An 18714-nucleotide genomic window follows, 5' to 3' on the forward strand; every position below is an offset into this window, starting at 1 on the left:
GCCGTATCACCAGGCCTACAACAAAGGCGTGAAACTGGTCGGCGCCACGGCGCATTACATCAACAACGATCTGGATGAAGGTCCGATCATCGCCCAGGGCGTGGAAGCCGTGGATCACAGCCACTATCCCGAAGACTTGATCGCCAAGGGGCGGGATATCGAAGGGCTGACGTTGGCGCGGGCGGTGGGTTATCACATTGAAAGACGCGTGTTCCTTAACGCTAACAGGACAGTTGTTCTCTAGCGTTTTTACTGCCTGAAAAGATCGCCTGCCTCTGTAGACGCTGCCGAAGGTTCGGGCCGCGTTCGGACGATCTTTTGATTTATCGAGCAATCAACGCGCCGCCGTTTCCTGGCGACGCGACCGCTACATAAAAACAACAGCGAGGTGAAAGCATGTCTGGTAATCGTGGTGTGGTGTATCTCGGCGCAGGCAAGGTCGAAGTACAGAAAATCGACTATCCCAAAATGCAGGACCCGCGCGGCAGGAAGATCGAGCACGGTGTCATCCTGCGCGTAGTTTCCACCAACATCTGTGGTTCCGATCAGCACATGGTGCGCGGGCGTACCACCGCTCAGACCGGTCTGGTGCTGGGCCACGAGATCACGGGTGAAGTGATCGAGAAGGGCAGCGGTGTCGAGAACCTGCAGATCGGCGACTTGGTGTCGGTACCTTTCAACGTTGCCTGTGGCCGTTGCCGTTCGTGCAAAGAGCAACATACTGGCGTCTGCCTGAGCGTTAACCCGGCGCGTCCGGGCGGTGCCTATGGTTATGTCGACATGGGTGACTGGACCGGTGGCCAGGCCRAATACGCGTTTGTACCGTATGCCGACTTCAACCTGCTGAAACTTCCAGATCGCGACCGGGCCATGGAAAAAATCCGTGACCTGACCTGTCTCTCCGACATCCTGCCCACCGGTTACCACGGCGCAGTGACTGCCGGCGTCGGCCCTGGCAGCACCGTGTACATTGCCGGCGCCGGCCCGGTTGGCCTGGCAGCTGCCGCTTCCGCTCGCCTGTTGGGTGCTGCGGTGGTGATCATCGGTGACGTCAACCCGATCCGCCTGGCCCATGCCAAGGCTCAGGGTTTCGAAATCGCCGACCTGTCGACAGACACCCCGCTGCACGAACAAATCGCTGCACTGTTGGGCGAACCAGAAGTGGACTGCGCCGTCGATGCCGTAGGCTTCGAAGCTCGCGGTCACGGCCATGCCGGCGTGAAGCACGAGGCTCCCGCCACTGTACTCAACTCGCTGATGGGCGTGGTTCGCGTCGCTGGCAAAATCGGTATTCCTGGCCTGTACGTCACCGAAGATCCGGGTGCAGTGGACGCTGCCGCGAAAATGGGCAGCCTGAGCATTCGCTTCGGCCTGGGCTGGGCCAAATCCCACAGCTTCCACACCGGCCAGACGCCAGTGATGAAGTACAACCGCCAGCTGATGCAGGCGATCATGTGGGACCGCATCAAGATTGCCGAAATCGTCGGCGTGGAAGTCATCAGCCTGGATGACGCGCCACGGGGTTACGGCGAGTTCGATGCCGGCGTGCCGAAGAAGTTTGTGATCGATCCGCACAAGTTGTTTAGTGCGGCGTAAGGCCTGGAGCAAGACGGAAAAAAGGGCGACAGTGATGTCGCCCTTTTTTATGGCGAGTGGCACGTAATTGCTCAGAGAAAATGAGCGATCACCAATGGAACTCGAACGATAATCTGATTTGCTCCATGCCGTAGACGTCGCTTTCCAGTTGACCTCATTGTCCAGAACTCAGATGCAGCCGGTTCGGTCATACCGTTCATCGGTTGCGTCCCAGGAGGCACGTTTTATAGACGCCACCTGGGGATAAATGCCCACGCAAACGAGGAACATGCTGGCGTACATCCGGTCCAATCAGCAGTTTTGCCGCCCCGCCGTTACCGGGCGGCTTTCATGGCACAAGAGGATGTCTGGATGAACGTTTCACGCTGTTTTGCACTGGCATCGCTCATGGCTGTCGCTTCGTTGACGACGCTGGCCGCCAGCCCGGCCTTTGCACAGTTAAGCCTCAGCGATGCGGTCAAGGCGGTGTCATCGATGCAGGACGACGAGGATGTCGAGGGTGTCGAGGCCGATGATGTCGATGGCATCGTGGCGGCGGCGCCCAAGGCCGCCGGTTTGCTCAATACCCTGGGTTCGCAGCTCGACATTACCCCGGAGCAGGCCATCGGCGGCGCCGGTGCGATGCTGGGCCTGGCGAGGAATCAGCTCAGCGGCCAGGACTTCTCCGAACTGAGCAAAACCGTGCCGGGCCTCGCTCAGATCGCCGGCAACAGCGCGATCAGTAGCCTGACTGGCTTGGGTGGGTTGCTCGGCACGGGCTCGGACAAGAATGCGTTGCTCGATGGCTTGCTGGGTAACGTCAAAGACACCAAGGACCTGAACAACGCCTTCAGCGCCCTGGGCATGGACACCGGGATGGTTGGCGTGTTTGCCCCGGTGATCCTGCAATACCTCGGTCAGCAAGGCGTTGCCGGTTCGCTGTTGCAAAACCTCGGCGGGATCTGGGGCACCGGCGCCGGTAGCTGAGTCAGCCCTCGGCGCGTAGTGCCTGGATGCGCCGGTCCTTCACGATCCAGAGCTGGTTGACCCAGTTCTGGATTGTTTCGCGAAACTCCGGATCGTTTTCGTAATCGCCTTGCCACAGTGCCGGGTCCAGTTCGCGGGTGTGGATGTCGATGATCACTTTGGGCACGTTGCCACTAAGCAAATCCCAGAACCCCGGAATCTTCTGCTGCGGATACACCACCGTCACATCGAGAATGGCGTCCAACTGTTCGCCCATCGCCGCCAGCACGAACGCCACGCCGCCCGCCTTGGGCTTGAGCAGGTGGGTGAACGGTGACTGTTGTTGGGCGCTTTTCGCCGCGGTGTAGCGGGTGCCTTCCAGGTAGTTGACCACGGTCACCGGCTGGCGCTTGTACAACTCGCAAGCTTGTTTAGTGATCTCCAGGTCCTTGCCGGCCAGCTCCGGGTGCTTCTCCAGGAACGCCTTGCTGTAGCGCTTCATGAACGGATAGTCCAACGCCCACCAGGCGAGGCCCAGGAATGGCACCCAGATCAGTTCTTTCTTGAGGAAGAACTTGAAGAACGGCGTGCGCCGGTTCAGTGCCTGGATCAGCGCCGGGATATCGACCCAGGACTGATGGTTACCGATCACCAGATACGAGGTGTCGCCGCGCAGCTCATCGCCGCCGCGAATGTCCCATTGGGTGGGAATGCACAGGCGGAAGATCAGCTTGTCGATCTCGGCCCAGGTTTCGGCAATCCACATCACCGCCCACGAGGCGTAATCGCGAAAGCGCCCGGGCAGGAGCAGTTTGAGCAGCGCGAACACCATCAAAGGCCCGAACAGGACCAGCGTGTTGAGCAATAGCAGCAGGGTAACGAAACAGCCGGTGAGCAGGCGGCGCATAGATAACTCTTGAAAGCGTGTGGGCGCGCCATGATAAGCAGCTTCGGTTGGCAGGCCAAATCGGTGGTGACGAATGTTTCACCTTGGTAGCGGTATGCTCTCAGCGTATCGCTGTTGCCTTTGTGGCGAGGGAGCTTGCTCCCGCTGGGTTGCGCAGCGGCCCTAAAACCAGGCGCCGCGATTTTCAGGTATACCGCAGGCAACGGTTTTGCGAGCGCCGCGCCCCCGAACGGGAGCAAGCTACCTCGCCACAAAAGTGGGAAGTGGTCCAACTATCGTTGTTTTTTGCGGTCTAGAATTCGGCCAATGCGTCCACATCCCTCAAGGAAGCCCCTTACGTGAAATCTCTCCTTGCACTGCTTGCCCTCGTGACCCTGCCGGTCCTGGCCGCCGAGCCGACCCTGTACGGGCGTTACGAATACATCGCGCTGCCGGAAATCGGCGGTGAAGTCCTCAAGGCCAAAATGGACACCGGCGCCCTGACCGCGTCGCTGTCGGCCAAAGACATCGAAACCTTCACCCGCGACGGCGACGAGTGGGTACGTTTCCGTCTCGCCACCAAAGGCGCGAGCAACAAGGTCTACGAACACAAGGTCGCGCGGATCAGCAAGATCAAGAACCGTGCCGATGAAGAAGATGAAGACAAGGCCGTGAGCGAAGTGACCAAGCGTCCGGTGGTCGATCTGGAACTGTGCCTGGGCAACGTCAAGCGCACCGTCGAGGTCAACCTCACCGACCGCAGCAGCTTCAACTATCCACTGCTGATCGGCGCCAAAGCCCTGCGCGAATTCGGCGCAGCAGTGAACCCGGCGCGTCGCTTTACAGCCGACAAACCCGACTGCTGATTGACGGCGAATCAGCCTTGGGGCACCGTTCGCCCACTTAACCAGTGGGCTCGGACGCCATGCCTCATATCCTGATTGTCGAAGACGAAGCGGCGATTGCCGACACCCTGATTTTCGCCTTGCAGGGCGAGGGCTTTACCACCACCTGGTTGAGCCTTGGCGCGGCGGCGCTCGAACATCAGCGCGCCACGCCCGCCGACCTGATCATTCTCGATATCGGCCTGCCGGATATCAGCGGCTTCGAGACCTGCAAGCAATTGCGGCGTTTCAGTGACGTGCCGGTGATGTTCCTCAGTGCCCGTGACGCCGAGATCGACCGCGTGGTGGGCCTGGAAATCGGCGCCGACGACTACGTGGTCAAACCGTTCAGCCCCCGGGAAGTGGCGGCGCGGGTCCGGGCGATTCTCAAGCGCATGGCGCCACGACCGGTGGCGGAGATGTCGGAGGTGGCTTCAGCGCTGTTTCGCATCGACGGCGAACGGGTGCAGATCAGCTATCGCAACCAGCCGCTGAGCCTGACTCGCCATGAGTTTCGTTTGCTGCAATGCCTGTTGGAACAACCTGAGCGAGTCTTCAGCCGCGAGCAATTGCTCGATGCGCTGGGGGTGGCCGCCGATGCCGGTTACGAGCGCAGCATCGACAGCCACATCAAGAGCGTGCGCGCCAAGTTGCGCCTGGTGAAGGCCGACGCMGAGCCGATCCAGACTCATCGTGGCCTCGGCTACAGCTACAGCCCGGGGCACAGCTGATGTCACTGGGGATCCGGATTTTTCTGGTCTACGTGCTGTTCATCGGCCTGRCCGGCTACTTCGTGCTCAACACCGTGATGGAAGAAATCCGCCCCGGTGTGCGCCAATCCACCGAAGAAACCCTGGTGGACACCGCCAACCTGATGGCCGAGATCCTGCGCGACGACTTCAAGGCCGGCACCCTCAGCCAGAACCGCTGGCCCGAGTTGCTCAAGGCTTATGGCGAGCGACAACCGCAGGCGAAAATCTGGGGCCTGTCGAAGAATCAGGTCAATCACCGCATTTACGTCACCGATGCCAAAGGCATCGTGGTGCTGGATTCCAGCGGAATCGCGGTGGGCCAGGACTACTCGCGCTGGAACGACGTCTACCTGACCCTGCGTGGCGAGTACGGTGCGCGTTCGACGCGCAGCAACCCCGATGACTCGAACTCGTCGGTGATGCACGTCGGTGCGCCGATTCGCGACAACGGCCAGATCATCGGCGTGGTGACGGTGGCCAAACCCAACAGCTCACTGCAGCCTTACGTCGATCGCACCGAACGGCGATTGCTGACGTATGGCGCCGGATTGATTGGCCTCGGTTTGTTGTTCGGTGCGCTGTTGTCCTGGTGGCTGAGCGCGGCACTGCGGCGGTTGACGGCTTATGCCCAGGCCGTCAGCGAAGGTCGACGGGTCGAGGTGCCGCATTACCGCGGCGGCGAGCTGGAGCAACTGGCCACGGCACTGGAGCACATGCGCACCCAGCTCGAAGGCAAAGCCTACGTCGAACGTTATGTACACACCCTGACCCATGAATTGAAAAGCCCGCTGGCGGCGATTCGTGGCGCAGCGGAGCTGCTGCAAGGCGAAATGCCGCCAGCCCAGCAGCAGCGCTTCGTCAGTAACATCGACAGCGAAAGTGCGCGCATGCAGCAGTTGATCGAGCGACTGTTGAACCTGGCGCAGGTTGAGCAACGCCAAGGGTTGGAGGAGCGGGTGGTGGTGCCGTTGGCGGGCTTGGTGGAAGAACTGTTGAACGCGCAGGCTGCACGAATCGAAGGCAAGCAATTGCGTGTGGAACGGCAAATTGCGGCGGATCTGAATCTGCTTGGCGAGCCGTTCCTATTGCGCCAGGCGCTGGGCAATCTGCTGGAGAATGCCTTGGACTTCACCCCAGCGAACGGCGTGCTGCGATTGTGTGCCGAACGAGTCGGTGAGCAGATCGAGTTCAAGCTGTTCAACCAGGCCGAAGCGATTCCCGACTATGCGTTGCCACGCTTGAGCGAGCGCTTCTACTCACTGCCGCGTCCGGACAGTGGACGCAAGAGCACCGGTTTGGGGCTCAACTTCGTTGAGGAAGTGGTCAAGTTACATGGTGGTGTGATGAGTATCGGCAACGTCGACGGCGGTGTTCAAGTGCGTTTGCGGTTGCCTTCAAGCCGCTGAAGATCGCCGCCTTCGGCAGCTGCTGCGCCGAGCGCAAATTCCACACACTCTCCACATTCCTCCCACAAAACCCCCACATACCCAATCCAGACTTTCCCCATCCAAACAGGGAGAGTCCCATGAACCGAAGCCTGACCCTAAAACTCGGGGCAATTGCCCTGCTGATTCTGTTGCTGCTGATCCCGCTACTGATGATCAACGGCGTGATCCAGGAGCGCCAGCAACTGCGTGACGGTGTACTCGAAGACATCGCCCGCAGTTCCAGTTACAGCCAGCAATTGAGCGGCCCGCTGATGGTGGTGCCCTATCGCAAAACAGTGCGCACCTGGAAAACCAACGAAAAAACCAACCAGCGTTATCAGGATGTCGGCGAGGAGCGTGGACGTTTGTATTTCTTGCCGGAGCGTTTCGAACTCGACGGCCAGGTCCAGACAGAGCTGCGCTCCCGGGGCATCTACGAGGCGCGACTGTTCCATGCCGATAACCGCATCAGCGGGCATTTTTCGGTTCCGGCACAACTGGGCATCAAGGAAGACTTCGCCGATTACCGCTTCGATCAGCCGTTCCTGGCTGTTGGCATCAGCGACATCCGCGGCATCGAAAATGCGCTGAAACTCGAACTCAATGGCCAGAAGCTGGATTTTGTACCGGGTAGCCAGGTGGGCTGGCTGGGCGAGGGTGTGCATGTGACGTTGCCGGCGCTGGACACCCAACAGGCCACGGAGCTGGCCTTCGGTTTCGACTTGCGTCTGCAAGGCACCGGCCAGTTACAGGTTCTGCCGGTGGGCAAGACCAGCAAGGTTTCACTGGCGGCCAATTGGCCTCACCCCAGCTTCATCGGCAATTACCTGCCGGCCCAGCGGGAAATCACCGATCAGGGCTTTACGGCCAATTGGCAGACCTCGTTTTTCTCCACCAACCTGCAAGAAGCGTTGAACAGTTGCGTGTCGGGCGGTCATTGCGAGGCGTTCAGCGGTCGTAGTTTCGGCGTGAGTTTCATCGACCCGGTGGACCAGTACCTGAAAAGCGACCGGGCAATCAAATATGCATTGCTGTTTATCGTCCTGACCTTCGCCGGTTTCTTCCTGTTCGAAGTGTTGAAAAGCCTGGCGGTGCACCCGGTGCAGTACGCCTTGGTGGGTGTAGCGCTGGCGTTCTTCTACCTGTTGCTGTTGTCGCTGTCCGAACACATCGGCTTTGCCCTGGCGTATCTGCTGTCGGCGAGTAGCTGTGTGGCGTTGATCGGTTTTTATGTCTGCCATGTGCTGCGCAGCGTGCGTCACGGTTTGAGCTTTTCGGCGGGGTTRGCGGCGTTATACGGGCTGCTTTACGGCTTGTTGAGCGCCGAGGATTACGCGCTGTTGATGGGCTCGCTGCTGTTGTTCGGGCTACTGGGCGTTTTCATGGTGCTGACCCGTAAGCTGGACTGGTATGGGATCGGGCAGAAAACCGCGAAGCCCTTGGACTTTGATATAGGTGCCGTGGAATGAGCCGGTGGTTGGGGTTGCACGAGGATCAGCGAGTGGGTGAGGTGTTGGCGACGCGGATTGCCAGGTTGTTTGCACAGAGATCAAAAGATCGCAGCCTGCGGCAGCTCCCACAGGAGCACGCGTTCGGCGTAGGAGCTGCCGAAGGCTGCGATCTTCTGAGGCCGGCATGGCCGACCAAAGATCAAACCTTGGGCATCGTCGCGATCATCGAAGGCCGCTGACTCACTTCGAAATACCACTCGGCCAACTTTGGATTTTCCTTGCGCCATTCCAGATCCGGATGGCGCAAATCCAGATAACCCAAGGCACAGGCCACACTGATCGCTGCCACATCGAAATGGCTGGTCAGCTCGGCAATCGCATCGGCCTCCAACAGCGCCAGGGCGCGACGAATCTTGTCGCGTTGACCGTCGAGCCATGCGTCCCAATGTTTCTCCGGTGAGCGCAGGGCCACTTCATAGCGAATCATCACGGCGGCATCCATGATCCCGTCTGCCAGAGAAGCCAGGGTCAAGCGCCGCCAGCGCGCCGAGCCTTCACGAGGAATCAGCGGATTGCCGACGTGCTGGTGATCGAGGTAATCGAGGATCACCCGGCTGTCGTACAACACATTGCCGTCGGCCAGGCGCAGCGCCGGAATCTTGCCCAGCGGGTTGTCTTTGTTGAGAGCCTGATCCGGGCTGACCGGCGTGAGCTGGCAGGCTTGCAGCGCCACGCGGTTCGTTTGGCCGGTCTCGTGCAACAGCACCATGACTTTGCGAACAAAGGGCGAGGCGGGGTTGTGGAACAGGGTCATGCTGGGGGCGGACATGGCGGCATCTCGATCATGGGCAGTGTCGGGAGCATAGCGCTTTGGTGTTTGAGTGTGGGAGCGAGCTTGTGGCGAGGGGGCTTGCCCCCGTTCGGCTGCGCAGCAGTCGTAAAACCGCCGAATGCGGTTTATATGGCGAAATGCAGGGGGCCGCTTCACGACCCAACGGGGCGGTGCGGCGGTCCGACAAGCCCCCTCGCCACAGGTCAGAAAGAAGGCGCTTGCCGCCGCCGCTTCCACTGACTCAGCCGCTGCTGCAGGTTCAACGGGCTATGAATCTGTTGCTGCCGCGCGCGGCTGAACAAAATCAGCATCAGCTCCGCCGTCGCCAAGGCATCGGCGCTGGCGTTATGCCGTTCGAAGACCTCCAGCTTGAACCAGTCGATCCACTCATCCAGCCCGGCCTCGCGAAAGTGTGCCTGGGGACAAAGCAGCGGGGCGATGTCTGCCACGTCCAGAAACGGATGCTGCAGCTTGTAACCCAGATGTTCTTTCAGTGCGCGCCCGAGCATGTGCTGATCGAACGGCGCATGAAACGCCAACACCGGGCTGTCGCCGACAAATTCCATGAATTCGAGCAGGGCCTGCGCGGGGTCGCTGCCGGCGGCAATGGCGCTCGGACCCAGCCCATGAATCAGCACGCTGGGGCCGAGTTTGAGTTCGGTGCATTGCAGCGTGCGCTCGAACTGCTGGCTGAAGTCGATCGCGCCGTCCTCGATCACCACGGCCCCGATGGACAACAGCCGATCCTTGTTCAGATTCAGCCCGGTGGTTTCCAGGTCGAGCACCACCCAGCGTTGCTCGCGCAGGCTGCAGTCGCTCAGTTGGGCCACGGCCGGCAAGCGATCCAGACGGTGTTGCAGTTCGCCGGGCAAAACGGGACTGGCCGGGCGCAGCCATGAAAACAGGCTCATAACTGATACCGCAGGGTCAGGCTGCTTTGCAGGCGTTGGGCCTGGCGCAGGGATTCACGCAGGATGCGTCGGTCCAGATGATTGAGGCTGTCGGGATCGACCCGGTTGGAGTAGGGCAAGTTCTCACGGGTCTGTAGCTGATGTTGCTGCATGCGGGTTTGCTGGATGAAGTGATACGCCTCTTCATAGGCCGCGCCGTCCAGCTGATCGATGACCTCTTTTTCCACCAATTGGCGAAAACGCTCCAGGGTGTTGTTGGCGTCGATGCCGTGGGCCAGGGCCAGCACTCGCGCGCCGTCGACGAATGGCGTCAGGCCCTGGAGTTTCAGGTCGAGGGTGGCTTTCTCGCCATTCTTGCGCGCCAGGACGAATTCGCGGAAACGTCCTACGGGCGGGCGGTTGCGCAGGGCGTTCTCGGCCATCATGCGCTGGAACAACCGGTTGTCGCCGACCTGATCGAGAATGCCCCGGCGCAGTTGCTCACAGCCTCGCTCATCGCCCCAGACCACGCGCAGATCGAAATAGATACTCGACCCCAGCAGGTTTTCCGGCGTTGCCTCGCGGATAAACGCTGCAAAGCGTCGTGCCCACTCGATCCGGGACAAACACAGCTCGGGGTTGCCGGCCATGATGTTGCCTTTGCACAAGGTAAAGCCGCACAGCGCCAGGCTCTGATTGACCTGCTGGGCGATGGGCAACAACTTGCCGCGAATTTCGGCGGCGTGGGCCGCATCGCGAGCTTCGAACAGAATGCCGTTGTCCTGATCGGTGTGCAGCGTCTGCTCGCGGCGGCCTTCGCTGCCGAAGCAAAGCCAACTGAACGGCACACCGGGATCACCTTTCTCCGCGATGGCCAGTTCGATCACCCGGCAGACGGTGTGGTCGTTGAGCAGGGTGATGATATGGGTGATCTGCGTCGAGGACGCGCCGTGGGCTAGCATCCGCTCGACCAATTGGCCGATTTCGCCGCGGATCGCCACCAGGTTTTCCACCCGCTGGGCGCTGCGAATGGTCCGCGCCAGGTGCACCAGATCGACCCTTTGCAGGGAAAACAGGTCACGCTCCGAAACCACGCCACACAGGCGCTGGTCCTTGACCAGGCAGACGTGGGCAATGTGTCGCTCGGTCATGGCGATCGCTGCGTCGAAGGCACTGTGGTCCGGCGACAGGAAAAACGGCGCCCGGGTCATGTGCCGCTCGATGGATTCATTGAAATCACTGGTGCCGTTGGCCACCACGTGTCGCAAGTCGCGAAGGGTGAAAATGCCCAGCGGCGCCTTTTGTTCATCGACCACCACAATGCTGCCGACTTGCTGATCGTGCATCAGCGTCACCGCTTCACGCAGAGGTGTGATCGGGCTGCAGGTTACCGGGTGACGCATGGCCAATTCGCCCAGCCGGGTATTGAGCGAGTATTGGGTGCCGAGGGTTTCCACGGCTTTTTGCTGGACTTGCTGATTGACCTGGTCCAGCAAGCTGCTGACACCCCGTAGGGCAAAGTCGCGGAACGGATTGGACAGTGCGAACAGTTTGATGAACGCGAGCTTGTTCAGCTGTAGGCAAAAGGTATCTTCGGCCGCCAGATGTTCGGTGCGGGTTGCACGTTCGCCCAGCAGCGCGGCAAGGGGGAAACACTCGCCGGTGGTGATTTCGAAAGTGGTTTCGGTGCCACCCTTGGCCGTGTGCGGGCGTTCCCCCACGACCCGGCCTTGTTTGACGATGTAGAAATGCTCAATCGGGCCATCGGCGGGTTTGATGATGCTCTCGCCGGGGGCATAAAAACGCAGCTGGCATTGCTCCACCAGATAGGCCAGATGAGCGTTTTCCATCTGATTGAAGGGTGGGAAGCGCTGCAGGAATTGCAAAGTGCCCTGGATGTTCTGCAACACCGCGGTTTTCCCTGCCTGGGTGAAGGCGTCCGCTTTACTCATAACCATTACCGCAGTCTTTTTCTGATTGTTGTGTCGGATCGTTGTTTCAGATCGTTCCAGGCATGGTCGACCCCTGCGGGCAGGGTGCCCATTGGACGTAAGTCTAGGTAGGCAGTGCAGCGGCCGGAATATGGGAAATGTCTGACACAACGGTGGGAAAAACCTCCTACATTGTCTATTGGAAAAGATTCCGACGAAGTGCACATTGAAGTCTGCTGAGCGATGTCTGACACCCTGTGTCAGGGATCGCATTGAAAACGTTGAGAACGCCATGTCCGACCACGATATTTTGAGTGATGCCGAGCGCGAAGCGCTCAGCGCCGTCATGCTGGAACCAGACTTGCCGCCGCAGCGGGTGCTGATCGTCGATGACGATAAGGATGCCCGCGAATTGCTGTCGGAAATTCTGGGGCTCGATGGCATTCACTGCATGACGGCGGCCAGTGGCGAGATGGCGCTCAAAATGCTGGAAGAGAAGCCATCGATCGGTCTGGTGATTACCGACCTGCGGATGGGCCACGTCGACGGCCTGGAACTGATCCGCCTGGTGCGGGAGTCGCCACGCGCGGCATTGCCGATCATCATCGTTTCCGGCGATGCCGATGTGAAGGATGCGATCGAAGCGATGCACTTGCACGTCGTGGACTTTCTGCTCAAGCCCATTGATAGCGAAAAATTGCTTGAACTGGTCAAGCATGAGCTGGGGATGGATCTGTAGCGCGGACTTCCAGGTTGGCAGCTTTTGTGGCGAGGGGGCTTGCTCCCGTTGGGTTGCGAAGCAGCCCCAAAAACTGCGATCCCAATGTCCCTGATACACCGCATACACCGGATTTACGACTGCTGCGCAGTCGAGCGGGAGCAAGCTCCCTCGCCACAGGGGACCGCAGCGTGTCTAGTCCTGAAACAGGTGTGAACCTATTTCAGGACTAGACAGCGTAAATGAAAAAGCCCTGATCTCTCGATCAGGGCTTTTTCACGTCCGGCGTCAGCGTTTACTCAAAGGCCGTTGGCAGCCTTGAACTCACGACGACGACGGTGCAGAACCGGCTCGGTGTAGCCGTTCGGCTGTTTAGTGCCTTCGACCACCAGCTCGACCGCCGCCTGGAAGGCGATGTTGCTGTCGAAGTTCGGTGCCAGCGGGCGGTACAGCGGGTCGTTGGCGTTCTGACGGTCAACCACCGGCGCCATGCGCTTGAGGCTTTCCATCACTTGCGCTTCGGTAACGATGCCGTGGCGCAGCCAGTTGGCGATGTGCTGGCTGGAAATACGCAGCGTCGCACGGTCTTCCATCAGGCCGACGTCGTTGATGTCCGGCACTTTCGAGCAACCTACGCCCTGGTCGATCCAGCGCACCACGTAACCGAGAATGCCTTGGGCGTTGTTGTCCAGTTCGTTCTTGATCTGTTCCGCAGTCCAGCTCGGATTCACAGCCAGCGGGATAGTCAGGATGTCGTCCACCGAAGCACGCGCACGTTTGGCCAGTTCGGCCTGACGGGCGAACACGTCGACCTTGTGGTAGTGCAACGCGTGCAGCGCAGCAGCTGTCGGCGATGGAACCCAGGCGGTGTTGGCACCGGCCAATGGGTGAGCGATTTTCTGTTCCAGCATGGCGGCCATCAGGTCGGGCATGGCCCACATGCCTTTACCGATCTGGGCACGACCTTGCAGGCCGGTGCTCAAACCGATGTCGACGTTCCAGTTCTCGTAGGCACTGATCCACTTCTCGGCCTTCATGTCGGCCTTGCGCACCATCGGGCCGGCTTCCATGGAGGTGTGGATTTCATCGCCCGTGCGGTCGAGGAAACCGGTGTTGATGAACACTACGCGCTCGCTGGCAGCCTTGATGCAGGCCTTGAGGTTGACCGTGGTACGGCGCTCCTCGTCCATGATCCCGACTTTCAGCGTATTGCGCGGCAGGCCGAGGACGTCTTCGATGCGACCGAACAGCTCGTTGGTAAACGCGGCTTCTTCCGGGCCGTGCATCTTCGGCTTCACGATGTAGACCGAACCGGTACGGCTGTTCTTGCGCGAGCTGTTGCCGTTGAGGCTATGGATCGCCGCGAGGCAAGTCACCAGACCGTCGAGAATGCCTTCTGGCACTTCGTTGCCGTCTTTGTCGAGGATCGCGTCAATGGTCATCAGGTGACCGACGTTGCGCACGAACAACAGCGAGCGACCGTGCAGGCTCAGTTCGCTGCCATCGAGAGCGGTGTAGGTGCGGTCGGCGTTCATGGTGCGGGTAAAGGTCTGACCGCCCTTGGAGACTTCTTCCGACAGGTCACCCTTCATCAGACCGAGCCAGTTGCGGTAGATCACCACTTTGTCATCGGCATCGACCGCGGCGACTGAGTCTTCGCAGTCCATGATGGTGGTCAGCGCGGCTTCCATCAGGATGTCTTTGACACCGGCCGCGTCGGTCTGGCCGACCGGGGTGCTGGCATCGATCTGGATTTCGAAGTGCAGGCCGTTGTTCTTCAGCAGGATCGCGGTCGGAGCCGCTGCGTCGCCGTGGAAACCGATCAGTTGAGCATCGTTGCGCAAGCCGGTGTTGCTACCACCCTTGAGGGCGACAACCAGTTTGCCGTCAACGATCTTGTAGCCGGTGGAATCGACGTGGGAGCCGGCAGCCAATGGCGCGGCTTCGTCGAGGAACGCACGGGCGAAGGCAATAACCTTGTCGCCACGTACCTTGTTGTAGCCTTTGCCCTTTTCCGCGCCATCCGCTTCGCTGATGGCGTCGGTGCCGTAGAGCGCGTCATACAGCGAACCCCAGCGTGCGTTCGAGGCGTTAAGCGCGAAGCGCGCGTTCATCACCGGCACCACCAACTGTGGGCCGGCCATGCGGGCGATTTCGTCATCGACGTTTTGTGTCGTTGCCTGGAAATCGGCCGCTTCTGGCAGCAGATAACCGATGTCTTGCAGGAAGGCTTTGTAGGCCACCGCATCGTGCGCAACACCTGCACGAGCCTGGTGCCAGGCATCAATGCGAGCCTGGAAATCATCGCGTTTGGCGAGTAGGGCTTTGTTCTTCGGTGCCAGGTCATGGATGACCTTGTCGGCACCGGCCCAGAACGTGTCGGCGGTGAGGCCGGTACCGGGAATGGCTTCGTTGTTCACGAAGTCGAACAGGACTTTGGCGACCTGCAGGCCACCGACTTGAACGTGTTCAGTCATTGCTTGCCTCACTCTGCTCAGCTATTTCGCTTTTCAGCTCTTCAATTTAACAATGAAGCCTCTGGCCATTTAAACCACAAACCCTTCTACCAGTACATGCCATTGCTGGCGGCTGGGTTCGTTCCGATCAACGGCATTGCGGCCTTGCTGACGGGGCTTTCAGGGTTGCGAGTGTGCCTGCGGCAGACATCGATCCAACGTTATGTAGTGCGCGCTGTGGCATACTACGACAAGAGGGCTGCGCCATGGACCATCTCGTACTCACGGTATTCGCCCCGGACAAGCCCGGGCAGGTCGAGCGCATTGCCCAATGCATTGCCGAGCATGGCGGCAACTGGCTGGAGAGCCGCATGTCGCGCATGGCCGGGCAGTTCGCCGGGATTCTTCGGGTGGGCGTACCGGCCGAAGCCTACGATGAACTGGTAGACGCCCTACAGGGACTGTCGACCCAGGGCATCCGCGTGATGATCGCCGAAAGCAGCATCGAACAATCCTGCACCTGGAAGCCGATTGCCATGGAACTGGTGGGCAATGATCGTCCGGGCATTGTGCGGGACATTACGCGTCTGCTGAGTGAGCAAGGGGTGAGCCTGGAGCGGCTGGTGACCGAAGTGCGTCCGGCGCCGATGAGCAGCGAGCCGTTGTTCCATGCCGAAGCAATCCTCGCGGTGCCCCTGACTTTGTCGCTGGAGGTGCTGCAATCGCGCCTGGAAACCCTGGCGGACGACCTGATGGTCGAATTGGTACTGCGCAGCGAACCTTGAACAGGTTATCCAAGTTATACGTGCACCTGCCTGTGGATAACCTGTAGAGACACCCCGCCAGCCCACGCCGGCCGGGGCTCTTCAGGATCTGATCARAAAACCAGCAGTTTCAGTGACTTGCGCACAAACGCCGGGGATCACGTTGTGGATAACCTTGGGAAGGATGGATGCAGGCCACGGGAGACGTGGCCTGTAGAGATTTGTACGTTTTCTGATCAACTGCGGCGGCGCAGACTTATCCACGCGTCGACGCTGTAAACCGCCAGACCTGCCCAGATAAAGATGAACGCCACCAGCGTGCTGGACGACAAGTGTTCGCCAAACAGCAGTACGGCTTGCAACAGCACCAGCGTCGGCGCCAGGTACTGGAGAAATCCGAGGGTGGTGTAGGGCAAGTGCCGTGCGGCGGCGTTGAAACACACCAGCGGCACCAGCGTCACCGGACCGGCGGCTACCAGCCACCAGGCTTCGGAGCTGGTCCAGAATGCGGCTTGCGCGCTGGTCGCCGTCGGGTTGAACAGCAGCCAGGCGACAGCAATCGGCACCAGCATCCAGGTTTCCACCACCAGCCCCGGCAGCGCCTTGACCGGTGCCTGCTTGCGGATCAGGCCGTAGAAGCCGAAGGTCAATGCCAGCACCAGCGACACCCACGGCAGGCTGCCGACCTGCCACACTTGCTGCGCGACACCGACCGCCGCCAGCCCCACCGCGATCCACTGCATGCGCCTTAGCCGTTCGCCGAGGATCAGCATCCCCAGCAGCACGTTTACCAACGGGTTGATGTAGTAACCGAGGCTGGCCTCAAGCATGCGTCCGTTGTTCACCGACCAGACGTAAGTCAGCCAGTTGGCCGCGATCAGCGTGCCGCTCAGGGCCAGGATCGCCAGCCGCCGTGGATTCTCACGCAGCTCGCGCCACCAGCCGGGATGTTTCCAGACGAGCAGCAGCAAGGCGCCGAACAACGCGGACCAAAGCACTCGGTGGATGATGATCTCCACGGCAGGCACGCTGGCGATGGCTTTGAAGTAGAGCGGGAAAAGTCCCCAGATGATGTAGGCACTCAGGCCCAGGATGTACCCGCGACGCAGGTTGGCGGCTTGCATGAGAATCCTTGCTTAGGCAGCTAACAAAGAGGGGATTGTATAGATGTGTGGCCTTTTTTGTAGGAGCGAGGCTTGCCCGCACCGCTCGCTCCTACAGGGACGCGGTGTTTAGAAGAGTTTCAATGGCTCTTCATTCAGTGCCGCCAATTGCTCACGCAACGCCAACACTTGATCGCCCCAATAGCGCTCGGTGCCGAACCACGGAAAGCTGCGAGGGAAGGCCGGGTCGTCCCAGCGACGGGCGAGCCAGGCGCTGTAGTGCATCAACCGCAARGCGCGCAGCGGTTCGATCAGCGCCAGTTCCCGCGGGTCGAAGTCGTGGAATTCGCTGTAGCCGTCCATCAGTTCCGACAGTTGCCCCAGACATTCCTGACGGTCACCCGCCAGCATCATCCAGATATCCTGTACCGCCGGGCCCATGCGGCAGTCGTCGAGGTCGACGATGTGGAACATTTCGTCGCGACACATCATGTTGCCGGGGTGGCAATCGCCATGTATGCGGATGTTCTGGTGTGGCGTGGCCTGGTAGACCTCTTCCACGCGCTTGAGCAAGTCGCGGGCGACGGACTCGTAGGCCGGCAGCAGACTGCGCGGTACGAAATTGCCTTCGAGCAAGGTGGCCAGTGAGTCGTGACCGAAGTTTTTCACCCCAAGCACTTCACGGTGTTCGAACGGTTTTGTAGCGCCGACCGCATGCAGACGACCCAGCAGTTGGCCCAGGCGATACAGCTGATCAAGGTTGCCCGGCTCCGGTGCGCGACCACCCCGGCGCGGGAACAGGGTGAAACGGAATCCGGCATGTTCGTGCAGGCTTTCATCGTTGTGGATCAGCGGCGGGACCACCGGTATATCGCACTCGGCGAGTTCGAAGGTGAATTGGTGTTCTTCGAGAATCGCTTCGTTGGTCCAGCGCAACGGACGGTAAAACTTGGCGATCAGCGGCTCGGAGTCTTCGATGCCGACCTGATAGACACGGTTCTCGTAGCTGTTGAGCGCCAGAATACGGGCGTCGCTGAGAAAGCCGATGCTTTCGACGGCATCGAGCACGAGGTCTGGGGTGAGGGTTTCAAACGGGTGGGCCATGCTGACTCCTGCGCGCGGCAGGCTGCCGCGTCCGGCCAAGCATGGTAGCGCAGACGGGGCCTCTTTAGGGGGTGGGCTTGAGGTAAGTGTGGTTTGGGCTGACGCTTTCGCGGGCAAGCCTTGCTCCTGCAGTAGGCGCTTGACTTGCCGCGAAGAGGCCCTGTCAGGCGCCGACGATTCCGCCATCCTCGCGGGTAATCGCCATCACCGAAGACCGCGGCTTGCCATTGGGCAGGTGTTCAGGGAATGTCGACCCGCCGTTTTCCCCCGGATGCTGAATCCCGACAAACAAGGTCTTCTGATCCGGCGAGAAGCTGATCCCCGTCACCTCACAGCCCACCGGCCCGACCATGAAACGGCGGATCTCACCGGTTGCCGGGTCGGCGCACAGCATCTGGTTATTGCCCATGCCCGCGAAGTCGCCCGCATTGCTCGTGTCGCCGTCGGTCAGAATCCACAAGCGTCCGGCCTTGTCGAAGCCCAGGCCGTCCGGGCTGTTGAACATGTTCTGCGGGGTGATGTTTGACGAGCCGGCCTTCGGCGTGCCGGCGTGGACGCCCGGGTTGCCGGCGACCACAAACAGGTCCCAGGCAAAGCTATTCGAACCGTGATCGTCGCGGTCGGTGCGCCAGCGCAGGATCTGCCCGTAGACGTTCTTCTCGCGTGGGTTCGGGCCGCCCACCGGTTGGCCTTCTTCGCCGCGCTTGGCGTTGTTGGTCAGGGTGCAATAGACCAGGCCGTCCTTGGGGCTGACGACGATCCATTCCGGGCGGTCCATGCGCGTGGCGCTCACCACGCTGGCGGCGAGGCGCGCATGAATCAGCACTTCGGCCTGATCGGCAAAACCGCTGCTGGCGTCGATGCCGTTCTTGCCGTGGGTCAGTTCGATCCACTGGCCCTGGCCTTTCGGATGATCGGCGTTGCCGTCGCCCGCATCGAAACGCGCCACGTACAAGGTGCCGTGGTCCAGCAGAT

The 18714-nt window shown here is 60.4% G+C and carries 17 protein-coding genes; 9 read left to right on the top strand and 8 right to left on the bottom strand.

Annotated elements, in window-relative coordinates; genetic code table 11:
* The 3 genes from AC1DLB_RS05205 to AC1DLB_RS05215 all read left to right on the top strand — a co-directional run.
* Nucleotides 1-244: formyltransferase family protein (locus AC1DLB_RS05205; RefSeq protein WP_477784692.1), on the top strand; the 244-nt coding region annotated here is incomplete at its 5' end.
* A 152-nt stretch (nt 245-396) separates the two neighbouring features.
* Complete coding sequence (fdhA, locus tag AC1DLB_RS05210) at nt 397-1596, top strand: formaldehyde dehydrogenase, glutathione-independent (protein WP_477784693.1); 1200 nt, start codon at nt 397-399, stop codon at nt 1594-1596.
* Nucleotides 1597-1947: 351 nt separating this feature from the next.
* Nucleotides 1948-2562 carry a DUF2780 domain-containing protein gene (locus AC1DLB_RS05215; protein WP_018928801.1) on the top strand — a complete coding sequence of 205 codons (615 nt, stop codon included), beginning with the start codon at nt 1948-1950 and terminating at the stop codon, nt 2560-2562.
* A gap of 1 nt (nt 2563) precedes the next feature.
* Here AC1DLB_RS05215 and AC1DLB_RS05220 read toward each other — a convergent pair whose 3' ends face one another.
* Nucleotides 2564-3448, bottom strand: a complete 885-nt coding sequence (locus tag AC1DLB_RS05220) for an acyltransferase (RefSeq protein ID WP_018928802.1) — start codon at nt 3446-3448, stop codon at nt 2564-2566.
* A 338-nt stretch (nt 3449-3786) separates the two neighbouring features.
* Between AC1DLB_RS05220 and rloA2 the strand changes: the two genes are divergently transcribed.
* The 4 genes from rloA2 to creD all read left to right on the top strand — a co-directional run bounded on the left by rloA2 (nt 3787) and on the right by creD (nt 7959).
* Nucleotides 3787-4293: a retropepsin-like aspartic peptidase RloA2 gene (gene rloA2, locus AC1DLB_RS05225; protein WP_018928803.1), complete on the top strand. Its 507-nt coding sequence runs from the start codon at nt 3787-3789 to the stop codon at nt 4291-4293.
* A gap of 59 nt (nt 4294-4352) precedes the next feature.
* Complete coding sequence (creB, locus tag AC1DLB_RS05230) at nt 4353-5042, top strand: two-component system response regulator CreB (RefSeq protein ID WP_064620824.1); 690 nt, start codon at nt 4353-4355, stop codon at nt 5040-5042.
* Nucleotides 5042-6469 carry a two-component system sensor histidine kinase CreC gene (gene creC, locus AC1DLB_RS05235; protein ID WP_477784694.1) on the top strand — a complete coding sequence of 476 codons (1428 nt, stop codon included), beginning with the start codon at nt 5042-5044 and terminating at the stop codon, nt 6467-6469. Before creB ends, creC begins: the two co-directional genes overlap by 1 nt.
* A gap of 119 nt (nt 6470-6588) precedes the next feature.
* Nucleotides 6589-7959 (top strand): cell envelope integrity protein CreD, encoded by a 1371-nt coding sequence (creD, locus tag AC1DLB_RS05240; RefSeq protein WP_064620818.1) that lies wholly within the window; start codon nt 6589-6591, stop codon nt 7957-7959.
* Between the two features lie 181 nt (nt 7960-8140).
* Here the strand turns inward: creD and AC1DLB_RS05245 are convergent, their stop codons facing one another.
* From AC1DLB_RS05245 to AC1DLB_RS05255, 3 genes are all read right to left on the bottom strand, one after another.
* The gene (locus tag AC1DLB_RS05245) at nt 8141-8770 is read right to left on the bottom strand and encodes a glutathione S-transferase (RefSeq protein WP_019650301.1); all 630 of its coding nucleotides are present in this window, start codon (nt 8768-8770) and stop codon (nt 8141-8143) included.
* Nucleotides 8771-8976: 206 nt separating this feature from the next.
* Entirely contained in the window at nt 8977-9684 is a 708-nt protein-coding gene (locus AC1DLB_RS05250; RefSeq protein WP_018928808.1) for a 3'-5' exonuclease, read from the bottom strand.
* The gene (locus AC1DLB_RS05255; protein ID WP_018928809.1) at nt 9681-11621 is read right to left on the bottom strand and encodes a putative nucleotidyltransferase substrate binding domain-containing protein; all 1941 of its coding nucleotides are present in this window, start codon (nt 11619-11621) and stop codon (nt 9681-9683) included. Before AC1DLB_RS05255 ends, AC1DLB_RS05250 begins: the two co-directional genes overlap by 4 nt.
* Nucleotides 11622-11886: 265 nt before the next feature.
* Here AC1DLB_RS05255 and AC1DLB_RS05260 point away from each other — a divergent pair, with 265 nt between their 5' ends.
* The gene (locus tag AC1DLB_RS05260) at nt 11887-12333 is read left to right on the top strand and encodes a response regulator (RefSeq protein WP_477743644.1); all 447 of its coding nucleotides are present in this window, start codon (nt 11887-11889) and stop codon (nt 12331-12333) included.
* Nucleotides 12334-12611: 278 nt separating this feature from the next.
* Here the strand turns inward: AC1DLB_RS05260 and AC1DLB_RS05265 are convergent, their stop codons facing one another.
* The gene (locus AC1DLB_RS05265) at nt 12612-14789 is read right to left on the bottom strand and encodes a malate synthase G (protein ID WP_086944442.1); all 2178 of its coding nucleotides are present in this window, start codon (nt 14787-14789) and stop codon (nt 12612-12614) included.
* Nucleotides 14790-15034: 245 nt separating this feature from the next.
* Between AC1DLB_RS05265 and AC1DLB_RS05270 the strand changes: the two genes are divergently transcribed.
* Nucleotides 15035-15553: a glycine cleavage system transcriptional repressor gene (locus AC1DLB_RS05270; protein ID WP_007936467.1), complete on the top strand. Its 519-nt coding sequence runs from the start codon at nt 15035-15037 to the stop codon at nt 15551-15553.
* A 215-nt stretch (nt 15554-15768) separates the two neighbouring features.
* On the opposite strand, the gene rarD is transcribed toward AC1DLB_RS05270, so the two are convergent.
* The 3 genes from rarD to AC1DLB_RS05285 form a co-directional block, all read right to left on the bottom strand.
* Nucleotides 15769-16656, bottom strand: coding sequence for an EamA family transporter RarD (rarD, locus tag AC1DLB_RS05275; protein WP_018928812.1), 888 nt, complete (start codon nt 16654-16656; stop codon nt 15769-15771).
* 108 nt (nt 16657-16764) lie between these two features.
* Complete coding sequence (locus tag AC1DLB_RS05280; RefSeq protein ID WP_477743645.1) at nt 16765-17739, bottom strand: serine/threonine protein kinase; 975 nt, start codon at nt 17737-17739, stop codon at nt 16765-16767.
* 163 nt (nt 17740-17902) lie between these two features.
* A partial coding sequence (locus AC1DLB_RS05285) for a PhoX family protein (RefSeq protein WP_477784695.1) occupies nt 17903-18714 on the bottom strand: 812 nt, incomplete at its 5' end.

Source organism: Pseudomonas sp. 05N434 (genome assembly GCF_056396965.1).

What these genes read in the sequence shown, in the direction of transcription:
- AC1DLB_RS05215 (WP_018928801.1), top strand. Translation starts at nt 1,948, where the DNA reads ATGAACGTTTCACGCTGTTTTGCACTGGCATCGCTCATGGCTGTCGCT.
- AC1DLB_RS05220 (WP_018928802.1), bottom strand. Translation starts at nt 3,448, where the DNA reads ATGCGCCGCCTGCTCACCGGCTGTTTCGTTACCCTGCTGCTATTGCTC.
- AC1DLB_RS05245 (WP_019650301.1), bottom strand. Translation starts at nt 8,770, where the DNA reads ATGTCCGCCCCCAGCATGACCCTGTTCCACAACCCCGCCTCGCCCTTT.
- AC1DLB_RS05250 (WP_018928808.1), bottom strand. Translation starts at nt 9,684, where the DNA reads ATGAGCCTGTTTTCATGGCTGCGCCCGGCCAGTCCCGTTTTGCCCGGC.
- AC1DLB_RS05255 (WP_018928809.1), bottom strand. Translation starts at nt 11,621, where the DNA reads ATGGTTATGAGTAAAGCGGACGCCTTCACCCAGGCAGGGAAAACCGCG.
- AC1DLB_RS05260 (WP_477743644.1), top strand. Translation starts at nt 11,887, where the DNA reads ATGTCCGACCACGATATTTTGAGTGATGCCGAGCGCGAAGCGCTCAGC.
- AC1DLB_RS05265 (WP_086944442.1), bottom strand. Translation starts at nt 14,789, where the DNA reads ATGACTGAACACGTTCAAGTCGGTGGCCTGCAGGTCGCCAAAGTCCTG.
- AC1DLB_RS05270 (WP_007936467.1), top strand. Translation starts at nt 15,035, where the DNA reads ATGGACCATCTCGTACTCACGGTATTCGCCCCGGACAAGCCCGGGCAG.
- rarD (WP_018928812.1), bottom strand. Translation starts at nt 16,656, where the DNA reads ATGCAAGCCGCCAACCTGCGTCGCGGGTACATCCTGGGCCTGAGTGCC.